The organism is Citrobacter sp. RHB20-C16, from assembly GCF_013890155.1.
GTDB lineage: Bacteria > Pseudomonadota > Gammaproteobacteria > Enterobacterales > Enterobacteriaceae > Citrobacter_A > Citrobacter_A amalonaticus.
Window position 1 is genome coordinate 229,865 of record NZ_CP057630.1, and the last position, 23,684, is coordinate 253,548.

At 54.5% G+C, this 23,684-nt stretch carries 18 protein-coding genes, 1 tRNA gene, 1 other RNA gene and 1 pseudogene; 15 read left to right on the forward strand and 6 right to left on the reverse strand.

Annotated elements, in window-relative coordinates; all coding sequences use genetic code 11:
- Window positions 1–90: 90 nt before the first annotated feature.
- A complete protein-coding gene (locus HVX64_RS01090) occupies window positions 91–2,415 on the forward strand; it encodes a molybdopterin guanine dinucleotide-containing S/N-oxide reductase (protein WP_044253754.1) in 2,325 nt (774 codons plus the stop codon).
- Here HVX64_RS01090 and HVX64_RS01095 read toward each other — a convergent pair.
- Window positions 2,393–2,824 carry an N-acetyltransferase gene (locus HVX64_RS01095; protein WP_042998562.1) on the reverse strand — a complete coding sequence of 144 codons (432 nt, stop codon included), beginning with the start codon at window positions 2,822–2,824 and terminating at the stop codon, window positions 2,393–2,395. The two genes, HVX64_RS01090 and HVX64_RS01095, sit on opposite strands and share 23 nt — an antisense overlap.
- A complete protein-coding gene (gene tag / locus HVX64_RS01100; protein WP_042998561.1) occupies window positions 2,805–3,383 on the reverse strand; it encodes a DNA-3-methyladenine glycosylase I in 579 nt (192 codons plus the stop codon). The genes HVX64_RS01095 and tag overlap by 20 nt, the downstream gene beginning before the upstream one ends.
- A gap of 156 nt (window positions 3,384–3,539) precedes the next feature.
- Here tag and HVX64_RS01105 point away from each other — a divergent pair, with 156 nt between their 5' ends.
- The 10 genes from HVX64_RS01105 to dppF all read left to right on the forward strand — a co-directional run bounded on the left by HVX64_RS01105 (window position 3,540) and on the right by dppF (window position 14,374).
- On the forward strand, window positions 3,540–4,241 hold the full coding sequence (locus tag HVX64_RS01105) for an autotransporter domain-containing protein (RefSeq protein ID WP_181825215.1): 702 nt from the start codon (window positions 3,540–3,542) through the stop codon (window positions 4,239–4,241).
- 231 nt (window positions 4,242–4,472) lie between these two features.
- Window positions 4,473–5,675, forward strand: coding sequence for an MFS transporter (locus tag HVX64_RS01110; protein ID WP_044253750.1), 1,203 nt, complete (start codon window positions 4,473–4,475; stop codon window positions 5,673–5,675).
- Between the two features lie 262 nt (window positions 5,676–5,937).
- The gene (eptB, locus tag HVX64_RS01115; protein WP_044253746.1) at window positions 5,938–7,629 is read left to right on the forward strand and encodes a kdo(2)-lipid A phosphoethanolamine 7''-transferase; all 1,692 of its coding nucleotides are present in this window, start codon (window positions 5,938–5,940) and stop codon (window positions 7,627–7,629) included.
- A 91-nt stretch (window positions 7,630–7,720) separates the two neighbouring features.
- Window positions 7,721–7,797, forward strand: a tRNA-Pro gene (locus tag HVX64_RS01120).
- A 32-nt stretch (window positions 7,798–7,829) separates the two neighbouring features.
- Window positions 7,830–7,962: non-coding RNA, RtT sRNA (locus HVX64_RS01125), on the forward strand.
- Between the two features lie 708 nt (window positions 7,963–8,670).
- On the forward strand, window positions 8,671–10,278 hold the full coding sequence (gene dppA, locus HVX64_RS01130; protein WP_044253744.1) for a dipeptide ABC transporter periplasmic-binding protein DppA: 1,608 nt from the start codon (window positions 8,671–8,673) through the stop codon (window positions 10,276–10,278).
- 160 nt (window positions 10,279–10,438) lie between these two features.
- A complete protein-coding gene (dppB, locus tag HVX64_RS01135; RefSeq protein WP_042998556.1) occupies window positions 10,439–11,458 on the forward strand; it encodes a dipeptide ABC transporter permease DppB in 1,020 nt (339 codons plus the stop codon).
- A gap of 9 nt (window positions 11,459–11,467) precedes the next feature.
- Window positions 11,468–12,370, forward strand: a complete 903-nt coding sequence (gene dppC, locus HVX64_RS01140) for a dipeptide ABC transporter permease DppC (RefSeq protein WP_042998555.1) — start codon at window positions 11,468–11,470, stop codon at window positions 12,368–12,370.
- 10 nt (window positions 12,371–12,380) lie between these two features.
- Window positions 12,381–13,364: a dipeptide ABC transporter ATP-binding protein gene (gene dppD / locus HVX64_RS01145; protein WP_042998554.1), complete on the forward strand. Its 984-nt coding sequence runs from the start codon at window positions 12,381–12,383 to the stop codon at window positions 13,362–13,364.
- Window positions 13,361–14,374, forward strand: coding sequence for a dipeptide ABC transporter ATP-binding subunit DppF (gene dppF / locus HVX64_RS01150; protein ID WP_042998553.1), 1,014 nt, complete (start codon window positions 13,361–13,363; stop codon window positions 14,372–14,374). Before dppD ends, dppF begins: the two co-directional genes overlap by 4 nt.
- A 65-nt stretch (window positions 14,375–14,439) precedes the next feature.
- Here dppF and HVX64_RS01155 read toward each other — a convergent pair whose 3' ends face one another.
- On the reverse strand, window positions 14,440–15,738 hold the full coding sequence (locus HVX64_RS01155; protein ID WP_044253742.1) for an amino acid permease: 1,299 nt from the start codon (window positions 15,736–15,738) through the stop codon (window positions 14,440–14,442).
- Between the two features lie 510 nt (window positions 15,739–16,248).
- Between HVX64_RS01155 and HVX64_RS01160 the strand changes: the two are divergent.
- Window positions 16,249–16,317: pseudogene (locus tag HVX64_RS01160) on the forward strand (type I toxin-antitoxin system toxin Ldr family protein); the annotation flags it as partial.
- An 81-nt stretch (window positions 16,318–16,398) separates the two neighbouring features.
- On the opposite strand, the gene bcsG reads toward HVX64_RS01160, so the two are convergent.
- The 3 genes from bcsG to bcsE are packed head-to-tail and all read right to left on the reverse strand — an operon-like array spanning window position 16,399 to window position 19,822.
- The gene (gene bcsG / locus HVX64_RS01165) at window positions 16,399–18,078 is read right to left on the reverse strand and encodes a cellulose biosynthesis protein BcsG (protein ID WP_044253740.1); all 1,680 of its coding nucleotides are present in this window, start codon (window positions 18,076–18,078) and stop codon (window positions 16,399–16,401) included.
- Entirely contained in the window at window positions 18,075–18,266 is a 192-nt protein-coding gene (bcsF, locus tag HVX64_RS01170; protein ID WP_042323160.1) for a cellulose biosynthesis protein BcsF, read from the reverse strand. Before bcsF ends, bcsG begins: the two co-directional genes overlap by 4 nt.
- Window positions 18,263–19,822, reverse strand: coding sequence for a cellulose biosynthesis c-di-GMP-binding protein BcsE (bcsE, locus tag HVX64_RS01175; protein ID WP_044253737.1), 1,560 nt, complete (start codon window positions 19,820–19,822; stop codon window positions 18,263–18,265). Before bcsE ends, bcsF begins: the two co-directional genes overlap by 4 nt.
- A gap of 288 nt (window positions 19,823–20,110) precedes the next feature.
- Here bcsE and bcsR point away from each other — a divergent pair, with 288 nt between their 5' ends.
- The 3 genes from bcsR to bcsA are packed head-to-tail and all read left to right on the forward strand — an operon-like array spanning window position 20,111 to window position 23,681.
- Window positions 20,111–20,299, forward strand: coding sequence for a cellulose biosynthesis protein BcsR (bcsR, locus tag HVX64_RS01180; protein WP_042323607.1), 189 nt, complete (start codon window positions 20,111–20,113; stop codon window positions 20,297–20,299).
- Window positions 20,300–20,310: 11 nt separating this feature from the next.
- Window positions 20,311–21,063 carry a cellulose biosynthesis protein BcsQ gene (gene bcsQ / locus HVX64_RS01185; protein ID WP_044253734.1) on the forward strand — a complete coding sequence of 251 codons (753 nt, stop codon included), beginning with the start codon at window positions 20,311–20,313 and terminating at the stop codon, window positions 21,061–21,063.
- Complete coding sequence (gene bcsA, locus HVX64_RS01190; protein WP_044253732.1) at window positions 21,060–23,681, forward strand: UDP-forming cellulose synthase catalytic subunit; 2,622 nt, start codon at window positions 21,060–21,062, stop codon at window positions 23,679–23,681. Before bcsQ ends, bcsA begins: the two co-directional genes overlap by 4 nt.
- The last annotated feature ends 3 nt before the right edge of the window (window positions 23,682–23,684 follow it).

Sequence of the window (23,684 nt, forward strand, 5' to 3'; positions counted from 1 at the left end):
GTAGATGAAGAAAATTCCAGGGATCTCTCTGAAATTTGTAAGTAACATTGAACGCCGTAATACATCATCTCATCTGCAGGAGCGCCTGGCTTGACGACGCATTATTCGGTGTTAACCGCCGCCCATTGGGGGCCAATACTTGTCGAAACGGACGGAGAAACGGTGCTCTCCTCCCGGGGGGCGCTGCCCACTTCGCATCCCAATTCGCTGCAAAGCGCGGTTCGCGATCAGGTGCACAGTCAAAGCCGGGTACGCTATCCGATGGTACGAAAAGGGTTTCTGGCTTCGCCGGAACAACCGCAGGGTGTGCGCGGGCAGGATGAGTTTGTGCGTGTGAGCTGGGACGAGGCGCTGGCGTTGATTCATGCGCAGCATAAACGCATTCGCGATACGTATGGCCCCGCCTCCATTTTTGCCGGTTCTTACGGCTGGCGTTCCAACGGTGTTCTGCACAAGTCGGCGACGTTATTACAACGTTATATGGCGCTGGCGGGCGGCTATACCGGACATCTGGGCGACTATTCTACCGGCGCGGCGCAGGCCATCATGCCGTACGTGGTGGGCGGTAGCGAGGTTTACCAGCAGCAAACCAGCTGGCCGGTGATTCTCGAACACAGCGAGGTGGTGGTGTTATGGAGTGCCAACCCGCTGAATACCCTGAAAATTGCCTGGAATGCGTCGGATGAACAAGGGATCCCTTACTTTGACGCGTTGCGTAATAGCGGGAAACGGCTGATCTGTATTGATCCGATGCGATCGGAAACCGTTGATTTCTTTGGCGACAAAATGGAATGGATTGCGCCGCACATGGGGACTGACGTGGCGCTGATGCTTGGCATCGCGCATACGCTGGTAGAACATGGCTGGCATGACGAGGCGTTTCTTGCCCGCTGTACCACGGGCTATGAGGTCTTTTCAGACTATCTGTTGGGTGTGAGCGACGGTATTGCCAAAACGGCAGAGTGGGCGGACCCGATTTGCGGCGTTCCGGCGGCGAAAATCCGTGAACTGGCAGAATTGTTCCATAAAAATACCACTATGCTGATGGCCGGTTGGGGCATGCAACGCCAGCAGTTTGGCGAACAAAAGCACTGGATGATTGTCACCCTGTCCGCCATGCTGGGCCAGCCTGGCATACCTGGCGGTGGTTTTGGTCTTTCCTATCACTTTGCTAACGGGGGGAATCCGACCCGCCGTTCTGCCGTGCTGGCGTCAATGCAGGGCAGCCTGCAAGGCGGGACCGACGCGGTGGAGAAAATCCCGGTGGCGCGCATTGTGGAAGCGCTGGAAAACCCCGGCGCGCCGTATCAGCATAACGGGATGAACCGCCACTTCCCGGATATCCGCTTCATCTGGTGGGCGGGCGGGGCGAATTTTACCCATCACCAGGACACCAACCGACTGATTCGCGCCTGGCAAAAACCGGAGCTGGTGGTGATTTCCGAATGCTTCTGGACCGCGGCGGCGAAGCATGCCGATATTGTGCTGCCTGCGACGACTTCCTTTGAGCGTAACGATCTCACCATGACCGGGGATTACAGTAACCAGCATCTGGTGCCCATGAAGCAGGTCGTGCCGCCGCAGTACGAAGCGCGCAATGATTTCGATGTTTTTGCCGCGCTGAGCGAACGCTGGGAGCAGGGCGGTTATCAACGCTTTACCGAAGGGAAGAGCGAACTGGAATGGCTGGAGACGTTTTATACGATTGCCGGGCAGCGCGGGGCCAGCCAGCAGGTGACGTTGCCGCCGTTTGCCGAATTCTGGGAAGCGAATCAACTGATTGAAATGCCGGAAAATCCGGTCAATGCGCAGTTTATCCGCTTTGCGGATTTTCGTCGTGACCCGGACGCGCATCCGCTGAAAACCGACAGCGGTAAGATCGAGATTTACTCACAGCGAATTGCCGGTTACGGCTATGCAGATTGCCCCGGACACCCGATGTGGCTGGAACCGGATGAGTGGCACGGCAACGCCGAACCGGAGCAACTACAGATTGTGTCGGCGCACCCGGCGCATCGTCTGCACAGCCAGCTTAACTACAGTCACCTGCGTGAACGGTATGCGGTGGCAGATCGTGAGCCGGTGACGATTCACCCGCAGGATGCTCAGGCGCGCGGCATCCGTGACGGTGATGTGGTACGCATCTGGAATCACCGTGGTCAGATCCTTGCAGGCGCCGTGGTCACTGACGGTATCAAACCTGGCGTTATCTGCATTCATGAAGGGGCATGGCCGGACCTTGACCCTGCCGCGGGAGGCATCTGTAAAAACGGCGCGGTGAATGTGCTGACCAAAGACCTGCCCAGTTCGCGTCTGGGGAACGGCTGCGCGGGCAATACCGCGCTGGCGTGGCTGGAGAAATACAGCGGGCCAGCGCTTACGCTTACGGCGTTTACTCCGCCCGCCAGCCCATAATCCAGGTGGGATGCTGGGTATCTTCCTGCCATGCGCTGTCTTCGATACGAAAGCCCAGCGCGTGGTAGAAATTCACCGCGTTCTGGTTTTTTTGGTATACCTCAAGGCTCAGCACGTCAAAACACTGCTGAACATGCTGTACCAGCGCTTTCCCTATCCCGCTACGTAACGCATCCGGGGCGACAAACAACGCCCCTAAAAAACGCCCGTCCATGACGCTCACAAACCCTTTCAGCGCCTCGTCTTCCTCCCAGACCCAGGTTCTGGCGGCGGGCAGGTAAACATCGCGCACCACTGCCTCGCTCTCATGCCAGTAGCGTTCTGCGATAAAAGGATGCGCATAGATGGTGCTTTCCAACCACAACGCCAGCAATGGCGTCATGTCAGCACTATGAAACTCGCGAATCATGTTTATCTCCTGGATGACAGAAACAGCCGGTGATGTGGTCATTGACCAGTCCGCAGGCCTGCATGAAGGAGTAGCAAATAGTGGTGCCGACGAACTTGAATCCCCGTTTTTTTAACGCTTTCGACAGGGCGTCGGAGGCGGGCGTGGAGGTCGGGATTTCGCCCAACGCGGCGGCGCGGGTGATTTGTGGCTGGTTATCCACGAATGACCAGACGAAGTCGGCAAACGGTTCGCCGTTTTGCTCCATCGCCAGGTATGCCCGGGCATTGCCGATGATGGCCTGAATTTTCCCCCGATGGCGGATGATCCCGGCATCAAGCAGCAGTCTTTCCACATCGTCTTCCTGCATGGCTGCCACGCGGATGGGATCGAACTGGTGGAAGTTAGTGCGATAATTCTCGCGTTTCTTGAGGACGGTGATCCACGAAAGGCCAGCTTGTTGGCCTTCCAGACAGATCATTTCGAACAGTTTTTTACCGTCGTGCTCGGGTACGCCCCATTCGTTATCATGATAGGCAATATAAAGGGGGTCCTGACTGACCCAACCGCAACGTTCCATACTTCCCTCGCTCTTTGACTTGCCATAAAAATATCGTTCCGGGTGCCTTGACGCTCCCGCGAAAAAGACAATATTTAATACAGGGCTTTCGCCTGTCATCCTTAATTACAATGACAATAATATCGCCGATTTCGGCTCTCTTCTGGAGTCGCATTGATGATGATAAAAAAATGCAGTGGTCGCCGGGAAATTATTCTCCTGGCGAGCGTCGTAGTTTGTTCGCTTTACATCAACACAGCCCGTGCCTGGCAGCAAGAATATATCGTTGATAATACGCCTGGATATACGACTGAACGCTATACATGGGACAGCGATCACCAACCGCGCTATGACGACATTCTGGCGGAACGTATCCGGACGACACAAACTGTGCCGGGTCTGGCGGTAAATCTTGAGCAAGCTTCACCCACGGAGGCCACCAGCGGCATGAGTATGGGCTGGAATTTTCCCGTCTCTGGCGACATCACGACCGGACCGGTGGCGGCATTACATTACGATGGCACCACGCCCGCTATTTATAACGAATTTGGCGATAGCGTGGTCAGCCAGTCGCCCGACCCGTTATGGCATGCCAGTGTCAGTACGCTGGGCTGGCGGGTGAATTCTCAGTTTGGCGATCTGCGACCGTGGGCGCAAATCAGCTATAACCAGCAGTTTGGCGAAAATATCTGGAAGGCGCAGTCGGGGCTCAGTCGAATGACGGCGACCACTCAGGACAATAACTGGCTGGACATGACGGTAGGCGCAGATATGCTGCTCAATCAGCACATGGCGGCTTATGCTGCGCTCTCGCAGGCGGAAAATACCACCAACAGTACCAACTACCTCTACACAATGGGAGTAAGTGCCAGGTTTTAACCTGCAATTTACAATTTAAACGCAGTGATAACAGTGTTTGTGGCGATAGTATGCACTAACTGAGCGGGAAAAAATTCATTCAATGAATTTTTGTCTCGTCATTCATTCCGCATTCCAGGCATTTCATTCCGTTCTGATGGCACTTCATGCCGTTTTTTCCCTGCATAAAATGCATTTCGTTATGGTTGTTGGCAGAGAATTTATCCCTTTTGCTTATGCAGGAAGACTGCCATGAAAACCGCATCGTATCAGCGCACCCGTTGGTTGACCCTTATCGGTACCATCATTACGCAATTCGCCTTAGGTTCTGTGTATACCTGGAGCCTGTTTAATGGCGTGCTTTCAGAAAAACTGGGTGAACCCGTCAGCCAGGTGGCTTTTTCCTTCGGCCTGTTGAGCTTAGGTCTGGCGATCTCCTCTTCTGTCGCCGGGAAGTTACAGGAACGTTTTGGCGTGAAGCGCGTCACCATGGCGTCCGGTATTCTGCTCGGGCTGGGTTTCTTCCTGACCGCGCACTCCAGTAACCTGATGATGCTGTGGCTGAGCGCAGGCGTGCTGGTAGGCCTGGCCGATGGCGCGGGCTATCTGTTAACACTGTCCAACTGCGTGAAGTGGTTCCCGGAGCGTAAAGGGCTAATTTCTGCCTTTGCCATTGGTTCTTATGGTCTGGGAAGCCTGGGTTTCAAATTTATCGACAGCCAACTTCTGGCAACCGTTGGTCTGGAAAACACCTTTGTGATTTGGGGCGCGATTGTGCTGGTGATGATTGTCTTCGGCTCTACGCTAATGAAAGATGCGCCAAATCAGGAGGTCAAAACGCAAAATGGTGTTGTAGAAAACGACTACACCCTGGCACAATCTATGCGTAAACCGCAGTACTGGATGCTGGCGGTGATGTTCCTGACGGCGTGCATGAGCGGACTGTATGTGATTGGCGTGGCGAAAGATATCGCTCAGGGACTGGCGCATATGGACGTGGCGTCGGCGGCCAATGCGGTGACGGTGATTTCTATTGCTAACCTCTCCGGCCGTCTGGTGCTGGGGATCCTGTCCGATAAAATTGCCCGTATCCGTGTGATCACCATTGGTCAGGTGGTGTCGCTGGTGGGGATGGCCGCTCTGCTGTTTGCGCCGCTGAATGCGCTGACTTTCTTTGCTGCCATTGCCTGCATCGCCTTTAACTTTGGCGGGACGATCACCGTCTTCCCGTCACTGGTCAGCGAGTTCTTCGGTCTGAACAATCTGGCGAAAAATTATGGTGTGATTTATCTCGGCTTTGGGATTGGCAGCATCTGCGGTTCGATTATCGCGTCGCTGTTCGGTGGGTTCTACGTGACTTTCTGTGTCATCTTTGCATTGTTGATTCTCTCGCTGGCGCTCTCCACCACCATTCGTCAGCCAAAACGCGAGGTGCTGGAAATGGCACACGCCTGATATCCGGTAAGATTTTCTACAGGCCAGTCGATGAGCTGGCCTTTTTTTGTTATATCTGCTGTGAATAGTCTGCTTTCAAACTTGATTTTTTGTAAATATCTCTTTCGATCACATTCTCTGTTGCCACTTTCTTTGCTGCTTGTGGTCTACTTAGCCGCGCGTGTCGATTTTACTATTTGACTACCTTCGCAATTTCACCTGCCCGGCTGATGTCGCCGTTGCGCAGGCTGTGTTAACCCCTCGATTTCCAGGGCTTGCTTGCATGAGATACATTACGTCGATGTCGCAGCAAAAGCTGAGTTTTTTGCTCGCGATCTATATCGGTCTGTTTATGAATGGCGCGGTTTACCTCCGTCGGTTTGACGGTTACGCGCAAGACTTTACCCTCTGGAATGGAATCTCCGCGGTGGTTGAACTGGCTGGCACTGTGCTGGCAACGTTCTTCTTTTTACGACTCCTGTCACTGATGGGCAGGACGGTGTGGCGTGTTCTGGCTTCGTTGCTGGTGCTGATTTCAGCGGGCGCAAGTTATTACATGACCTTTATGAACGTGATGATCGGTTACGGCATCGTTGCCTCGGTCATGACCACGGATATCGATCTCTCCAAAGAGGTGGTCGGCTGGACGTTTGTCCTCTGGCTGGTGGCGGTGAGTTTTCTCCCGCTGATCTTCATCTGGTTTAACCGCTCGACGGATACCTTCTGGCGTCAGCTCTGCACGCCAAAAGTGCGCTGGCGCAGCGCGCTGATTGTGCTGATGGCGGGGCTGCTAGTCTGGGTGCCAATTCGTCTTCTGGAGATGCATCAGAAGCGTGCCGATCGTATTGCCGGTGTCGATATGCCGAGTTACGGCGGCGTACTGGCGAACTCTTATCTGCCGTCAAACTGGCTGTCTGCACTGGGCCTGTATGCCTGGGCGCAGGTGGATGAATCATCGGATAACAAATCGCTCATCAACCCGGCGAAGAAATTCACCTATACCCCGACACAGAACCTGGATGACACTTACGTGATTTTCATTATTGGTGAAACTACACGCTGGGATCATATGGGAATGTTAGGCTATGAACGCGACACCACGCCGAAGCTTGCCAAAGAGAAGAACGTCGTGATGTATCGTGGTTATTCCTGCGATACCGCGACGAAACTGTCGCTGCGCTGTATGTTCGTTCGTCAGGGTGGGGCCGAAGACAACCCACAGCGTACGCTGAAAGAGCAAAACGTCTTTGCGGTGCTCAAGCAGTTAGGCTTTAGTTCCGATCTCTACGCGATGCAGAGTGAGATGTGGTTTTACAGCAACACGATGGCCGACAACATTGCCTATCGCGAACAAATTGCTGCTGAGCCACGTAACCGGGGTAAAGCCGTGGATGACATGCTGCTGGTCAATGAGGTTGATCGTTCGCTGCAGGAAAACCCGCAGGGTAAGCATCTGATTGTGCTGCACACTAAGGGCTCTCACTACAACTACACTCAGCGTTATCCGCGCGAGTTCGCTCAGTGGAAGCCGGAATGTTACGCTATCGATCGTAAGTGCCCAAAAGACCTGATGATTAATTCATACGATAACTCGATTACCTACGTCGATCATTTTATCGACACGGTGATTGATCAGGTACGCGATAAGAAAGCGATTGTGTTCTACGCTGCCGACCACGGTGAGTCAATCAATGAGCGCGAGCACCTGCACGGTACGCCACGTAAGATGGCACCACCGGAGCAGTTCCGCGTGCCGATGATGGTCTGGATGTCTGATAAATACCTGGAGAACCCGGCCAACGCCCAGGCGTTCGCGCACCTGAAGAAGGAAGCGGAAATGAAGGTGCCGCGCCGTCATGTGGAGCTGTACGACACCATCATGGGTTGTCTCGGTTATACCTCGCCGAATGGCGGAATTAATGAGAACAACAACTGGTGTCATATCCCTGACGGACAGAAAAACGTCGCGCAGTAAGCGGGCTGACGACTTTCTCGCCGATCAAAGGGCATTTTGATACTAAGGGATTGACGGGGGCGCACCTGCGCAGTAAGATGCGCCCCGCATTCGGTGATTGGCGCAGCCTGGTAGCGCACTTCGTTCGGGACGAAGGGGTCGGAGGTTCGAATCCTCTATCACCGACCAAATTCAAAACCCTGCTCAACGAGCAGGGTTTTTTGCATTCGAAGCCTGGGAGGATGAGAACCTCCGGGGGAAGAGGTTCGACTCGAGCGGAGCGAGAGAACGTTGCGACAGCAACGGCCCGCAGGGCGAGCCACGACGTGGCGAGTTATCCTCTATCACCGACCAAATTCAAAACCCTGCTCAACGAGCAGGGTTTTTTGCTTTTGTAGGCCTGATAAGCGAAGCGCCATCAGGCATTCGGTGCACACTGCCGGATGGCGGCATTCGCCTTATCCCGCCTACGAAATCGCATCATCAGGTAAATATCCATTCTTGCGGAACATCAACAAAAAAGTGCGCATCACTTCTCACTATTTGTTAACGGTTTTGTGACATATTCCATTGTCTTTTTTTATCTATGCATGAATCTTTTTTTGCGTTACTTATGGCTGGCGCTAGCATTTTCCGCTGTGCGTTTTAACGTTCGTGGGATTTATCGCTCAGATATGCAGCATTTCGTCAGAAATTTTTCATATTCTGCACGATTGTTAATCACCAAATGTTGCGAAATATTAAGGTGTTTATTCTGGTGTTCTGGGCGTAGCATAAATTTCTCTGCTGAAAATACCCGCCTGAAGTTTTTTTAATCTTTGTTTGCGAATTCTCACCGTTGTTGTAAATCATGGATACCTGTATTGACGTTTTCACATTCTGTTGACAGATTGTAGGGCATGAGGGGCATTTCATGGAGAATCCGCGCTGCTACTCAGTCGTTTATGTGAACGGAATCCCCACCTCTTAACGCCGACCCAGCCGGTTAAAAAACAAAAAAGGCCAGGCGGTGCAAACCCACTGCAAAGGGTAAAACAACAACATCACATTTGGAGCAGAAGAATGAGTATTTCCTTGAAGAAGTCAGGGATGCTGAAGCTTGGTCTGAGCCTTGTGGCTATGACTGTCGCAGCAAGTGTACAAGCTAAAACTCTGGTTTATTGTTCAGAAGGTTCACCTGAAGGGTTCAACCCGCAGCTGTTTACCTCTGGCACAACCTATGACGCCAGCTCAGTACCTATCTATAACCGTCTGGTTGAATTCAAAACCGGCACCACGGAAGTTATTCCGGGCCTCGCTGAGAAGTGGGAAATCAGTGAAGACGGTAAAACCTACACCTTCCACCTGCGTCAGGGCGTGAAGTGGCAGGACAATAAAGAGTTCAAACCGACGCGTGATTTCAACGCCGATGACGTGGTGTTCTCTTTCGATCGTCAGAAAAACGCACAGAACCCGTACCACAAAGTCTCTGGCGGCAGCTATGAATACTTTGAAGGCATGGGCCTGCAAGACCTGATCAGTGAAGTGAAGAAAGTGGACGATAACACCGTTCAGTTCGTGCTGACGCGTCCTGAAGCGCCGTTCCTCGCTGACCTGGCGATGGACTTTGCCTCTATTCTTTCTAAAGAATATGCCGACAATATGATGAAAGCTGGCTCGCCGGAAAAAGTGGACCTGAACCCAATCGGTACCGGTCCGTTCCAGCTGCAGCAGTACCAGAAAGACTCTCGTATTCTCTACAAAGCGTTCGAAGGTTACTGGGGCACTAAGCCGCAGATCGATCGTCTGGTCTTCTCCATCACGCCTGACGCGTCCGTGCGTTACGCCAAACTGCAGAAGAACGAATGCCAGGTGATGCCGTACCCGAACCCGGCTGACATCGCGCGCATGAAGCAGGATAAAAACATCAACCTGCTGGAGCAGGCGGGTCTGAACGTCGGCTATCTCTCTTTCAATACCGAGAAGAAACCGTTTGATGACGTCAAAGTGCGTCAGGCGCTGACCTACGCAGTGAACAAAGACGCGATCATCAAAGCCGTTTATCAGGGTGCAGGCGTTGCGGCGAAGAACCTGATCCCGCCAACCATGTGGGGCTATAACGACGACGTTAAAGACTACACCTACGATCCTGAGAAAGCGAAAGCCCTGCTGAAAGAAGCCGGTCAGGATAAAGGCTTTACCGTTGAGCTGTGGGCAATGCCAGTACAGCGTCCGTACAACCCGAACGCTCGCCGTATGGCTGAGATGGTTCAGGCCGACTGGGCGAAGATTGGCGTTCAGGCCAAGATTGTGACCTACGAGTGGGGCGAGTATCTGAAACGCGCCAAAGCGGGTGAGCATCAGGCGGTAATGATGGGCTGGACCGGCGACAATGGGGATCCGGATAACTTCTTCGCGACCCTGTTCAGCTGCGCGGCGGCGAAAGACGGTTCCAACTACTCTCGCTGGTGCTACAAGCCGTTTGAAGATCTGATTCAACCGGCGCGTGCGACCGACGACCACAACAAGCGTATTGAACTCTACAAACAGGCTCAGGTCGTGATGCACGATCAGGCTCCGGCGCTGATCGTGGCTCACTCCACCGTGTACGAGCCAGTGCGTAAAGAAGTCAAAGGCTACGTGGTTGATCCATTAGGTAAACACCACTTCGAAAACGTCTCTATCGAATAATAAAAGCAACGCCAGGTAAGCGCTACACACCGTTAAGTCGGTACGTGTAGCGCCACCCGGCAGTAATGCTTTATCCCCTTCTCATTGAGGAGGGGATAAGATTTGTGAGCAATACAGACTCACGGTTCCAGGCCGTGCGTCATTAGAGAGAATCCGGGTTATGTTGCAGTTCATTCTCCGACGTTTGGGACTCGTCATCCCCACGTTTATCGGTATCACTCTTCTCACCTTTGCTTTTGTCCATATGATCCCCGGCGATCCGGTGATGATCATGGCAGGTGAGCGTGGTATCTCCCCTGAGCGTCATGCTCAACTGTTGGCTGAACTCGGTCTCGATAAGCCGATGTGGCAGCAGTACCTCCATTACATCTGGGGGGTTATGCATGGTGATTTAGGCATCTCGCTGAAAAGCCGTTTACCGGTGTGGGACGAGTTCGTGCCTCGCTTTAAAGCGACGCTGGAACTGGGTGTCTGCGCCATGATTTTCGCTACCGCCGTGGGGATTCCCGTGGGCGTGCTGGCCGCCGTTAAGCGCGGTTCCATTTTCGATCATACTGCTGTTGGCCTGGCGCTGACCGGTTATTCCATGCCGATCTTCTGGTGGGGCATGATGCTGATCATGCTGGTCTCCGTGCAGCTCAACCTGACCCCCGTCTCCGGGCGCGTGAGCGACATGGTGTTCCTTGATGACTCGAACCCGTTGACCGGTTTTATGCTGATCGACACCGCAATCTGGGGTGAAGAGGGCAACTTCATTGATGCTGTGGTGCATATGATCCTGCCCGCGATGGTGCTTGGCACCATCCCTCTGGCAGTGATTGTGCGAATGACTCGTTCATCAATGCTGGAAGTGCTGGGCGAAGATTACATCCGTACCGCGCGTGCCAAAGGGTTGACGCGTATGCGCGTCATCATCATTCACGCGTTGCGTAACGCCATGCTGCCGGTGGTGACCGTGATTGGTCTACAGGTGGGAACGCTGCTGGCGGGCGCCATTCTGACCGAAACCATTTTCTCGTGGCCTGGCCTTGGGCGCTGGCTGATTGATGCGCTGCAACGTCGCGATTATCCGGTTGTGCAGGGTGGGGTGTTACTGGTGGCGACGATGATTATTCTCGTCAACCTGCTGGTCGACCTGCTGTACGGCGTGGTGAACCCGCGTATTCGTCATAAGAAGTAAGGGGCCATCATGTCACAGGTTACTGAAAATAAAGTTATTGCTGCGCCGGTGCCGATGACGCCGATGCAGGAGTTCTGGCACTATTTTAAACGCAACAAGGGCGCTGTGGTGGGGCTGGTGTACGTCGCGATCATGATCCTGATTGCGGTATTCGCCAACTTCCTGGCGCCGTATAACCCGGCTGACCAGTTCCGCGATACCCTGCTGGCACCGCCGGCCTGGCAGGAAGGCGGCACGCTGGCGCATCTGCTGGGAACTGACGACGTGGGCCGCGATATCCTGTCGCGCCTGATGTATGGCGCGCGTCTGTCGTTGCTGGTGGGCTGTCTGGTGGTGGTGCTGTCGCTGGTGATGGGCGTCGTGCTGGGCCTTGTGGCCGGGTATTTCGGCGGCATCGTTGATAACATCATTATGCGTATCGTCGATATCATGCTGGCGCTGCCGAGCCTGCTGCTCGCGCTGGTGCTGGTGGCGGTCTTCGGTCCCTCGATTGGTAACGCCGCGCTGGCACTGACGTTCGTGGCGCTGCCTCACTATGTGCGACTGACGCGCGCCGCTGTGCTGGTGGAGGTCAACCGCGACTACGTGACCGCTTCCCGCGTGGCGGGGGCCGGCGCGATGCGCCAGATGTTCATCAACATCTTCCCGAACTGCCTTGCGCCGCTGATCGTTCAGGCGTCGCTCGGTTTCTCTAACGCCATTCTCGATATGGCCGCGCTTGGCTTCCTGGGCATGGGTGCGCAACCGCCAACACCGGAGTGGGGCACCATGCTCGCTGATGTGTTGCAGTTCGCACAAAGCGCCTGGTGGGTCGTGACCTTCCCGGGTCTGGCGATCCTGCTGACGGTGCTGGCATTTAACCTGATGGGTGACGGTCTGCGTGACGCGCTCGATCCCAAACTGAAGCAGTAAGAGGTTCGAGATGGCGTTATTAAATGTAGATAAATTATCGGTGCATTTCGGCGATGTTGGTTCCGAATTTCGCGCCGTAGACCGCATCAGCTACAGTGTGAATCAGGGCGAAGTGGTTGGTATTGTCGGTGAGTCAGGCTCAGGAAAATCGGTCAGTTCGCTGGCGATTATGGGGCTGATTGATTATCCAGGCCGCGTGATGGCGGAAAATCTGCTGTTCAACGGCCAGGACCTGAAGCGTATTTCTGAGAAAGAGCGCCGTAATCTGGTTGGCGCCGAAGTGGCGATGATTTTCCAGGACCCGATGACCAGCCTGAATCCGTGCTACACCGTCGGTTTCCAGATTATGGAAGCGATCAAGGTGCATCAGGGCGGTAACAAGCAAACCCGTCGTCAGCGGGCGATTGACCTGCTGAACCAGGTGGGGATCCCCGATCCGGCCTCGCGTCTGGACGTGTATCCGCACCAGCTTTCCGGTGGGATGAGCCAGCGCGTGATGATCGCGATGGCAATTGCCTGTCGACCGAAGCTGTTGATTGCCGATGAACCGACGACGGCGCTGGATGTGACCATCCAGGCGCAAATCATCGAGCTGCTGCTGGAACTGCAGCAGAAAGAGAACATGGCGTTGGTGCTCATCACTCATGACCTGGCGCTGGTGGCGGAAGCCGCGCACAAAATCATTGTCATGTACGCCGGCCAGGTGGTGGAAACGGGGGCGGCGCACGATATTTTCCGCGCACCGCGTCATCCTTACACCCAGGCGTTGCTGCGCGCGTTGCCGGAGTTTGCTCAGGATAAAGCGCGACTGGCCTCACTACCTGGCGTGGTGCCGGGGAAATATGACCGCCCGTTGGGCTGTCTGCTGAACCCGCGTTGCCCCTATGCAACGGACAAATGCCGCAGTGAAGAACCTGAACTGGCCCTGCTGGATGGCGGTCGTCAGTCGAAATGTCATTACCCACTCGATGATGCCGGGAGGCCCACACTATGAGTACGCATGAGGCCACCTCGCAACAACCGCTGTTGCAGGCGATCGACCTGAAAAAACACTACCCGGTGAAGAAGGGAATTTTCTCCCCTGAACGTCTGGTGAAAGCGCTCGATGGGGTCTCTTTTACCCTTGAACGCGGCAAAACGCTGGCGGTAGTGGGCGAATCCGGCTGCGGGAAATCCACGCTTGGCCGTCTGCTGACGATGATTGAAACGCCGACCGGCGGTGAACTGTATTACCAGGGACAGGATCTTCTTAAGCACGATCCGCATGCGCAGAAACTGCGTCGGCAGAAAATCCAGATTGTGTTCCAGAACCCGTATGGTTCACTGAATCCGCGTAAGAAAGTGGGTCAGATTCTGGAAGAGCCGCTGCTGATCAACACTTCGCTGAGCAAAGAGCAGCGCCGTGAAAAAGCGCTGGCGATGATGGCGAAAGTGGGGCTGAAAACCGAGCACTACGATCGCTATCCGCACATGTTCTCCGGCGGTCAGCGCCAGCGTATCGCCATTGCCCGTGGGCTGATGCTCGATCCGGATGTGGTGATTGCCGATGAACCGGTCTCTGCGCTCGATGTTTCTGTCCGTGCGCAGGTGCTGAACCTGATGATGGATTTGCAGCAGGAACTGGGGCTGTCCTACGTCTTTATCTCCCACGACCTGTCGGTCGTCGAACACATTGCGGATGAAGTGATGGTGATGTACTTAGGCCGTTGTGTGGAGAAGGGGACGAAGGATCAGATCTTCAATAACCCGCGTCACCCGTATACCCAGGCACTGCTCTCCGCCACGCCGCGTCTGAATCCGGACGAGCGCCGTGAGCGCATCAAACTGACCGGCGAGCTGCCCAGCCCGCTGAATCCGCCGCCGGGTTGCGCCTTCAACGCCCGCTGCCGTCGTCGCTTCGGCCCCTGCACCCAGTTGCAGCCGCAGTTGAAAGACTACGACGGTCAACTGGTCGCCTGTTTTGCGGTTGACCAGGATGAGAACCCGCAGAAGACAGCGATCTGACAAAAGTGCCTGATGGCGGCTTCGCCTTACCTGGCCTACGGTGATTTGTAGGCCAGGTAAGGCATTTACTCGATCAGCTTCAGTAGCGGCGACAAACAGAGCAAAACGCCGTACAGCAAAATCAGCCAGCTTTTCAGGCCGCGCAGTTTTTCCAACTGGCTGACTTTATAAATCAGGAAGAACGGAATCAGGCAGGAGACAATCCCGTACAGCGGGCTGCCGAGCTGGAAGAACACCAGCACGGAGACGCGGAACGAAACCCAAATCACCAGCGTGGTGACAATAAACGCGCAAATACCCAGCGTAATGATGCGCGGAGGAATATTTCCGACGTTAACGATGCGCCCCAGCACATTCAAAATGATGCCCTTCATCGCCTCGTGGAACCCCAGGTAGATCCCAAAGAACGCCGTCAGCACCGCAAAGATATTCAGCACCGTCGAGGTGATGTGGATAATCGGGCCTGGAATAACCTGCGCGGCTAACGCCAGCGCCGAAATGTTTTGCTCAAAGGCGGAGACCGCCTCCTCGTGGGTGATGGAGAAGGTAAACGAGAAGGAGAAAAACAGGATCACCGCAATGAGCGTGATATAGCTGATACGGTGCGTGCGAATCGCCATGCGGGTTGCCAGGAGTCTGTCCGCTTCACGTTTGCGATAGGCAATATTCATCGGATTAAGAACCTGAATGAAGACTGCCGAAAAGAAGCAGAACGGAATGGTGAGCAACACGTCGCGAAAGAACACCGAAGCTTGCGGGAAAGCGGTGATATTGCTCAGGTTCCAGTGTGGGATCATCGCCAGTCCAAACACCACGATGATACCGACTTTCACCACCACCATTGGGCCGGAGATTTTAAAAAGCAACTTCTCGCCGCCGGAGGCGATCGCCACCAGCGCCGCAAAAATTGCCACCTTGTAGATCAATGACTGCGAAAGGTCGGCGTCAGTCAGACCGAAGGTGCGAATGTACGACGCGCTGTCGAACACCACGGAAAGCGAGTAAATAAATATGCCGTGGATAATCATCAGGAAGTAGATCACGCCAAGAAAGACGCCCCAGTTTTTCCCCAGGTAATGGCTGATGACATCGGTATAGTCGTTACAGGTTTCGCTCTCGGAGAGCGTTTTCAGGTAGATATCCTGCACGATCCAGGTGGCCGGATAGGCAATCAAAGAGGCAGTAATAAAGACCCAGATGCCTTTTAACCCAATCTGCACCGGCATTAATACCGTTCCTGCGCCAATCGCCATGCCGATGCACAGCAACACCCAGCCAAAATCGTAGCGGGTAAACGGTAAACTCTGCGACGCCGGTTTGCCGGATACGCGGTGATCGGAAAGTGGTGATGTGTCGTGCTGCATGGAGTCCCCTGCCAAAAAGAGCCGTCACGGCTTGATGACCGCGAGGGGACGCAATTCTACAGAAGAGTGTAGGTCTCTGCCAGTTGGCTGATTGCGAGGCGTCGCGCAAAGCGAAAGCATGTTGGATGTCGGGCCTGGCGGGTTATCGTAGAATCGGCGGTAAGCCGGTGTTTCCCGGTGAGGCGCAGCGTTGCGGGGGCTTGATCCCTGGCGGCGTGAGTTGCTGGAAAGAGAAAACCCCCGCACGTTGTCTGGTATAAACCTGGCAACTAAACGGGGGCTTACCTTGAACCTCAACGACTCAAGGATAGCCGCGAACGGTTGCCATTGCAACACAGGCGGCGATATGGCGTTGACTCAGCCAGGCATGGCTTTCTGGCATGATTTATACCCGTCATACTTCAAGTTGCAGGTGCGTTAGCTGCGCTCGCTCACCCCAGTCACTTACCAGAGAAAGCTCCTGGGGATTCACTCCCTTGCCGCCTTCCTGCAACTCGAATTATTTAGGGTATAGCGGCTCCAGCCATTGCCGGTATCATTGCGGGTATGGTTGTGAACTGGCTACGTAGCAGGAAGTAATGCGCTGATGGGCGTCTGCCTGCCGCAGTGGCAACATGCGCCCGAACCAGGCCGCAAGGGCGATCCTTGCGGCCTTTTTCGTTATTGCGGATATGGCACCCAGTCGCCGCCATTCAGACGGACGTACGGTTTGTCCTGATACTGGATAACCACCGCGTTGGCGTTTTCCGAGACCACAGCCGTTTGTGGCAGGTTGCTGGTGAGTTTTGCCCAGTCCACGCTGTCTTCGGAGAAGATCTTACCGTCAAGCACGCGTACCACCAGATCAGAAATGGCCAGATAGCTACTTGGCTGATTAATGACGATCGGCGCACCCTGATGCGGCGCTTTCATGCCGAAGAATTTCACGCCAGCCGGGACGTTGGTGATCGAGGGGCTCGGAATATCACGCAGGCCAGAGACCTGCATTCTGTCGCCTTTCAGCGCGCCGCCGTGTTCCGGTACGACAACCACCATTACCTTACGACCCGATTTCTCCAGCTCGGTGAAGAACGCATCCAGTTCATCAAAGAATTTCTGCGCACGCGCTTTGTAATCCGCCGTTTTACTGACGCCGGGATAGTGGTTACCGTCGTGGAGCGGCAGGGTGTTGTAGAAAGTGGCGCTACGGGAGTCCTTATCTTTTTCCGTGGTTTCCATCCACCGCTGTAGCACGGCGGTGTCGTCATACACCGGGGAACCATCAAAGCCCAGCAGCGGCGCAGGTAAGCCTTTCTGATCCATCAGTTCAGCCTGCATGCCGCCATTTTCACGAACCTCTTTCAGGAAGCCGCCGAATTCGCCGTTATGGCCCATCATCAGGTGCTGCGTAAAGCCCAGTTTTGACAGGTTATCAAACAGATAGCATTCATTGCCTGCGGGTTGATACAGGTTCGTGTGCGAGGGCTGTCCGCAACTGGCGCGTAGCAGACGAATCGCCGCCGGGCCGCTGTACGACGTGGCGGAATTGAAGTGTTTAAACTGGATATCGAAGTGCGACCACAGCGGGTGCGACATCAGCCCTGCAGCTTCAATATCGGACCAGGAGAGTGAGCAGATATTGATGACTAACAGTTCAAACGGCTGCGCATCGGCAGGGAGCGCTGATGGGAAAGGCGTTTTGCGCTTCGCTTCCGCATTGTAGAACGTATTCAACCATGCGTTGAGATTCGCCGAGGTCGGCGGTGCGGTTTGTGCCGGGATATCACCAACGACCGGTGCTCCTCCAGCGGTCGCGACCGTTTCTGCTGCCGTACCGCCCGTGGTGGTCACCGTGGTCGTCGGTTGACCCGCCGGCCACAAAGAGAAACTCGGACCCGCCAGCGTCAGGACGTTAAGCCAGACCAGAATCGCCACCACGAAAGCGGTAACCCGAATCCATTGTGATAAAAACAGCCACGCGACCAGCAGGACAAACATGGCGCCAATCATCTGCCAGTTGATAAAGCGCGTGGCAAGATCGAGTAAATAGTCCGTGCTAAAGCCTGCCACCTGCGAGCCCTGGCTCATAATACTTTCCGGGCCTGGCAGCCAGGTGTCGTGCCAGAACAGAGCAAAACCGATCGGAATGGCGACCCAGTGACGCATGCGATGCAGGCTGTAACGCGGAATCGGCATCAGCAGGAAGGCCATAAAGACCAGATTCAGCAGCGGGTGAAAATTCAGATAGCCCGCCCAGAGCAGGCCGAACTTGACCAGAAAATAGAAGTTCCAGCCAGAAAGACCGCGCCAGTATTGCCAGAGAGGTGAAGGCAGTGATGCGTTTTGTGTTTGTTGAGTCATTTTTTCGTTGCCCTGGAAATCACCGTGCGGCGCAATGTTCCGGCCGGTTTAACATAACGAGGTTTTGCAAATAACAGCCGGGTCGTATTGCTGATCCGGCGCAGTGAATGGCGCGCCAGATACCCCAGCGGGAAGAAAATCAGTGCACAAACAACGATGATTTGCAGGATATCGCTGATAGTCATCATGATGAGCGCTCCGTTTCATCGTCCAGTAAGCGTAGCGGTTGCGGAATACGCCGCCACGTCTTGCCGTCATGCTCGGCATTGATGACGGGTTTCACGTTTTGGGTCAGCGGCAACGGTTGTCCCCACTGTTCTGGCGCCAGTAAGCGCATCTGCACCAGCTCAGCGCTGATGAGATTATCTTCAAACCAGACCATGCGGTTAGAAAAGAGATCGCCGGTCGGGAGTGGGAAGATATGATTGAGCGCGGTATCGAGATCGTTGACGCGGCAAAACGACAAGAACAGCACCAGGCGGTTGCCGCCAATAGTGACGATATCGCCGGTACGGTGCGGGCGACACATCGTTAAGGCTTGTTCAACGCGGATACCCGGAACGGGCCGCAGCGCCACCATCACCCCTTTCCCGTCGGCAGGCAGCAGGGTGTTGCTCATCATGTTATTTACCGCTTCACAGAACACGTCCCATTTCTGGAAACCGCGCAGTTTCATCGGCTGGGTCATCGACAGCAGCGTCGTGATATCTTCCGGCACGTAGCGACTAAATTGCTGACCCTGAACGCTTTCAATCAGCGTCAGACAGCGCGAGAGTGGCGCGTTCCACGGAATCACCATATTGGCACCGCAGCCTAATAGCAGGCGTTCGTCGGTGGCGCGCAGGCTGGCGATGTTTTCCCGCACAAGGATTTTCAGCGCGCTTCCGCGTTGGCGACGCAGAGTATGGATGCTCCGTGCCAGGGGCTCAATCTGGCTGTTTTGCTGAAGCGAAAAGATCAACGTTGCCGCCTGTGCGGTACGCGCCTCATTGAATAAAGCTTCATTATTATCGAATAATTTCCAGTGCTCGGAGAGTGGCGGCGCCCCTTCCAGCACGGCGACATTACTCAGGATCTGCTTTTCATCGCTACGGGGCTGGATTTCTGCCTCTTCTTTTTGCACCAGTTCCCACTGCCCTTCATGATGGCGGACGGTGAGTTGCTGACGAGCGCTAACCCCTTTTTCATTACACCAGAAGGCAATATCAAACAAATGCTGATCGCCCTGATAGCGCATACTGGCGAGGCCATAAAGCGAGCGATATTCCCCCATTAAAAGAGAGAATTGTTTATCGTTATTATTGCCGGGGTTAAGCACCACTACAGAACAGTGATGGAGACGCGTCCATTTATTCATTTTATCCAGCCACAGACGCAAACGTTCAGCTGGTATATTTTGCCAGCCGTTATTTGCGCAAATAAGAATGAATAAGTAATGCGTCGGGTCCACGGAACACAGCAAATCGCGGGTCATAAATTGTAGACCCTTTTCCGAATTTGGCATGGAAAATAACTGAATTTTTTCCGGACCGTGAGATTCATCTAATTTGAATATCTTACCGGGATCGCTGCCCATGGAAATGCCCGCGACTTTTGCCGTCTCGGTCTGAAAGGCAATCGTTTGATTCGCCAGGCTGATAGCGTCTTCAACGCGATCGGTGTTAACCCACCAGACTCCGCCGGCTGGCATATGGCGTAGTTCATCCCATAATGATGAGATGCCAATTGAAAATACAGGGTCCACAGCGTTCCTCGGGTCGCTATTTTATCTGTTTATCAGTTTACTAGCGAAAGCTCAGAAATAAACCTAACATTGAAATTAAAACGTATCAGATTTAGCATGTGAATCGATTTGGCGAGCAAGAAGCCTTGTAACATCGGCCTTTCCGATTCCATGACGCGTATTTTCACGAAACAACAAGACAGAAAATGAGCAACATCTGGCCTTGCCGAATTTCGGTGAGAACGAAGCGGAATGCGAAAAGAAAAAATGTTTGAAGCATGGCGAGTCTATTCAAAGGGATAAAACAAAATGTCTGACAACGAACCCGGCACGCAAACTGATTCAACATTGGGCTATACCTTTCAAAACGACTTCCTGGCATTAAGCCAGGCTTTTTCATTGCCAGAATTTGATTACACTGATATTTCCCAGCGTGAACAGCTCGCCGCCGCGATTAAACGCTGGCCGCTGTTGGCTGAATTTGCGCAACAACAATAAGGAAGCCGTGGATGGCCATTCTGGGACTTCAGGGCATACGAGGCGGAGTGGGCACGACGTCGATCGCGGCTGCACTGGCCTGGTCATTGCAATTATTAGGGGAAAACGTCCTGGTTGTGGATACCAGCCCCGATAATTTGTTGCGCCTGTCATTCAACGTCGATTTTTCTCATCGCGACGGTTGGGCCAGAGCGATACTTGATGGTCGTGACTGGCAGGAAGGCGGGATGCGTTATACCTCGCAGCTTGATTTGCTGCCGTTTGGTCAACTGACGGCGCAGGAGCGGGAATATCCTGACCGCTGGCTGGAACGACTGGGCGGCATCGCGGCGGGCATCCGTGCGCTGAAAGAGAGTGGGCGTTACTCATGGATTTTACTGGATCTGCCGCCGGGTTCCGCGCCGTTAACCCGACAACTGGTCAATGAGTGCGACCACACGCTGGCGATTGTCAAAGCCGACACCAACTGCCATGTCCGTTTGCATCAGCAATCGCTGCCGGCGGGCGCGCATATTTTAATTAACGACTTACGTGTTGGCAGCCAGTTGCAGGACGATCTCTACCAGGTCTGGCTACAGAGTCAGCGTCGTCTGCTGCCGATGGTGATTCACCGCGATGAAGCGATGGCTGAGTGCATGGCGGTCAAACAGCCGTTGGGGGAATACCGCAGTGACTCACTGGCCGCAGAAGAAGTGCTGACGCTGGCAAACTGGTGTTTATTACATTACGCAGGTCAAAAAACTCCTGTCGGGAGCGCATCATGAGTGTCCTGTCCCGGTGGTTGCTTATTCCGCCGGTGAGCGCCCGCTTAAGCGAGCGCTATCAGGGTTATCGTCGTCATGGCGCGTCGCCTTTCAGCGCGGCGCTGGGTTGCCTGTGGGTGATTCTCGCATGGGTCTTCATCCCGCTGGAGCACCCGCGCTGGCAGCGTATCCGTGCCGAGCGTAAAGTGCTCTATCCTCATATCAACGCCGCGCGCCCGCGCCCGTTAGATCCTGCCCGTTATGCCATTCAGACCCTCTGGCTGATGGCGACCTCGCGGCGTCAGGAGACGACGCAGCCTCGCTGGCAAACCTTCTCCCGTCTGCAAGGCGTCAGAGGGCGTTATCACCAGTGGATGGATGCGCTACCGGGACGCGTGACGCAAAACACCACGCACCTGGATAAACAAAAAGAGCTTGGTCACCTGAGCTCTGGCGCGCGTCGCTTTATCATCGGGATTATTGTCACTTTTTCGTTGATTCTGGCGCTGATATGCGTGACCCAGCCGTTTAACCCGCTGGCGCAATTCATCTTCCTAATACTGCTGTGGGGCGTTGCGCTGATCGTGCGCCGCATGCCGGGGCGCTTCTCCGCGCTGATGCTGATTGTGCTGTCGCTGACGGTATCGTGCCGCTATATCTGGTGGCGCTATACCTCCACGCTGAACTGGGACGATCCGGTGAGTCTGGTCTGCGGGTTGATCCTGCTGTTTGCCGAAACCTATGCGTGGATTGTGCTGGTGCTGGGTTACTTCCAGGTCGTCTGGCCGCTGAACCGTCAGCCGGTGCCGCTGCCAAAAGATATGTCGCAGTGGCCGTCGGTCGATATCTTTGTGCCGACTTACAACGAAGATCTGCACGTAGTGAAGAACACCATTTACGCGTCGCTGGGTATCGACTGGCCGAAAGATAAGCTCAATATCTGGATCCTCGACGATGGCGGACGTGAAGAGTTCCGCCAGTTCGCCCAGACCGTGGGGGTGAAATATATCGCCCGCACCACCCATGAGCACGCCAAAGCCGGGAACATTAACAATGCACTGAAATACGCCAAAGGCGAGTTCGTTTCGATCTTTGACTGCGACCACGTGCCGACGCGTTCGTTCCTGCAAATGACGATGGGATGGTTCCTGAAAGACAAGAAGCTGGCGATGATGCAGACGCCGCACCACTTCTTCTCCCCGGACCCGTTTGAACGTAACCTCGGGCGTTTTCGCAAGACGCCAAACGAAGGCACGCTGTTTTACGGTCTGGTACAGGACGGTAATGACATGTGGGATGCCACCTTCTTCTGCGGTTCTTGTGCGGTGATTCGCCGTAAACCGCTCGATGAAATTGGTGGTATTGCCGTTGAGACGGTGACTGAGGATGCGCATACGTCGCTGCGTCTGCACCGTCGCGGTTATACCTCCGCGTACATGCGCATTCCGCAGGCGGCAGGGCTGGCGACCGAAAGTTTGTCTGCCCACATCGGTCAACGTATTCGCTGGGCGCGCGGGATGGTACAGATTTTCCGACTCGATAACCCCTTGACCGGCAAAGGGCTGAAGTTCGCTCAGCGATTATGTTACGTCAATGCCATGTTCCACTTCCTGTCAGGTGTTCCACGGCTGATCTTCCTGACCGCTCCGCTGGCGTTCCTGCTACTGCATGCTTACATCATCTATGCGCCCGCGCTGATGATTGCGCTGTTCGTCCTGCCGCACATGGTTCACGCCAGCCTGACCAACTCGAAGATTCAGGGCAAGTACCGCCACTCCTTCTGGAGTGAGATCTACGAAACGGTGCTGGCCTGGTACATTGCGCCGCCGACGCTGGTGGCGCTGATCAACCCGCACAAAGGGAAGTTTAACGTCACTGCAAAGGGTGGACTGGTAGAAGAAGAGTATGTCGACTGGGTGATTTCCCGTCCGTACATCTACCTGGTACTGCTTAACCTGTTCGGTGTGGCGGTCGGCGTCTGGCGTTACTTCTACGGGCCGGAAAACGAAATGCTGACTGTTATCGTCAGCCTGGTGTGGGTGTTCTACAACCTGATTATCCTCGGCGGCGCGGTGGCGGTATCGGTTGAAAGTAAACAGGTTCGCCGCTCACACCGTGTTGAAATTTCTATGCCAGCGGCGATTGCCCGTGAGGACGGACATCTGTTCTCGTGCACCGTCCATGATTTCTCCGACGGCGGTCTGGGGATCAAGATCAACGGTCAGGCCCAGGTGCTGGAAGGGCAGAAGGTGAATTTACTGCTCAAACGCGGCCAGCAGGAATATGTCTTCCCGACACAGGTAGCGCGCGTTTGGGGTGAACAGGTGGGGCTGCAACTGATGCCGCTGACCACCAAACAGCATATCGATTTTGTGCAGTGTACGTTTGCCCGTGCTGATACATGGGCGCTCTGGCAGGACAGCTATCCGGAAGATAAGCCGCTGGAAAGCCTGTTGGATATTCTGAAGCTGGGTTTCCGTGGCTATCGCCATCTTGCGGAATTCTCCCCATCTTCCGTGAAAATAGTTTTCCGGTCTCTGACTTCTCTGGTTTCCTGGGTTGTGTCGTTCATTCCACGCCGTCCGGAGCAGGACGAGGTGGCGGTGCAACAGCCGGATCAGGTTATGGCTCAACAATGATGA